This is a genomic window from Pseudoflavonifractor sp. 60 (genome assembly GCF_009911645.1).
In the GTDB taxonomy this organism is placed as follows: domain Bacteria; phylum Bacillota; class Clostridia; order Oscillospirales; family Oscillospiraceae; genus Lawsonibacter.
Map to the genome: position 1 here is coordinate 1 of NZ_QWKI01000190.1, position 1,652 is coordinate 1,652.

Annotated in this window: 1 protein-coding gene; it reads left to right on the plus strand. The window is 54.2% G+C overall.

Annotated features, from left to right (window positions below; genetic code table 11):
• Window positions 1-1,591: relaxase/mobilization nuclease domain-containing protein (locus D1646_RS18950; protein ID WP_160637967.1), on the plus strand; the 1,591-nt coding region annotated here is incomplete at its 5' end.
• Window positions 1,592-1,652 lie beyond the last annotated feature (61 nt).

Consider the following 1,652-nt stretch of genomic DNA (forward strand, 5'->3'; position numbering starts at 1 on the left):
CGGAGCTGCCGAGCAGTACCTAACCTTTGAGCATGACGAGTTTACCATGAAGCCCACACTGGACGGGAACGGGCGGCTTGTTCTCCGTGACGATTACCGCATATCTTCCCTTAATTGCGGTGATGAAGATTTCGCCATAGCTTGTATGCGCTCCAATCTGAAATACGGCAAGAACCAAAAGCGGGAGGACGTAAAGAGCCACCACTACATTATCAGTTTTGACCCCCGTGACGCACCCGACAACGGCTTGACCGTAGACCGGGCGCAAGCGTTGGGAGAGGAATTTTGCAAGACGCATTTTCCCGGACACCAAGCGTTGGTATGCACCCACCCGGACGGGCATAACCACAGCGGCAACATTCATGTGCATATCGTAATCAATTCCCTACGGATTGCGGAAGTACCACTATTGCCGTACATGGAAAGACCAGCCGACACAAGGGAGGGCTGCAAGCACCGCTGTACAGACGCAGCTATGGAATACTTCAAAGCGGAAGTCATGGAGATGTGCCACCGGGAAAACCTCTATCAGATTGACTTGCTGAACGGGAGCAAGAACCGAGTTACCGAGCGTGAGTATTGGGCGAAGCGGAAAGGACAAGCCGCACTGGATAAGGAGAACGCTTCCCAAGCCGCCACGGGAGAGCCGCCCAAACAGACCAAGTTTGAAACCGACAAGGAGAAGCTACGGCGCACAATCCGAGCCGCCCTGTCCTCTGCCGTTTCCTTTGAGGATTTTTCCGGGAAGCTGCTGCAACAGGGCGTGACCGTCAAGGAGAGCCGGGGAAGATTGAGCTATCTCACCCCGGACAGGACGAAGCCCATTACCGCCCGGAAATTAGGTGATGATTTTGACCGTGCCGCCGTACTGGAAGCACTCACCATAAACGCACAGAACGCCGCCAGAGCCGCCGAAAAGCCCCTACCCAAACAGGAATACCCCCGCAGCATAAAAGACCGCTTACAGCGCAACAAAGCCGCCATAAACGCCCCAAAGAATGACGAAGTACAGCGCATGGTAGACATAGCTGCCAAGAAAGCCGAGGGCAAAGGGAAAGGCTACGAGAAATGGGCGACTTTGCACAATCTGAAGCAAATGGCGGCGACAATGAGTATTTATGAGGAATCCGGCTTTTCTTCCCCGGAAGAACTGGAAGCCGCCCTTGCCGCCGCCAGTGACGGACTGCATGAAGTGACCGGGAAACTGAAAGCCGTGGAAAGCACCTTGCGGGAGAAAAAGGACTTGCAGAAGCAGCTATTAGCCTACATCAAGACCAAGCCAGCCCGTGACGGATTGCGGGCGCAGAAAACAGAGAAAGCACGGAGAGCTTACCGGGAGCAGCACGAAAGCGAGTTTATCATTTCCGAATCTGCCGCCCGGTATTTCAAGGCACAGGGAATCTCCAAACTGCCAGCTTCCAAGACCTTACAAACGGAGATTGAGCAGCTTACCAAAGAGAAAAACGCCCTTTATAACGAGTACCGGGAGAAGAAAGGGAACGTCCGGGAATTGCAGACCGTGAAAAGCAATCTTGACAAAATCTTGCGCCGTGAGCCGGAACGGGGAAAGGGGCAGGAAAATGAACGGTAAACGCCCCTACATGGACTACCCACAGTACAGAGCCGCCCGCCGCCTTGTGCATGAGTGCTGC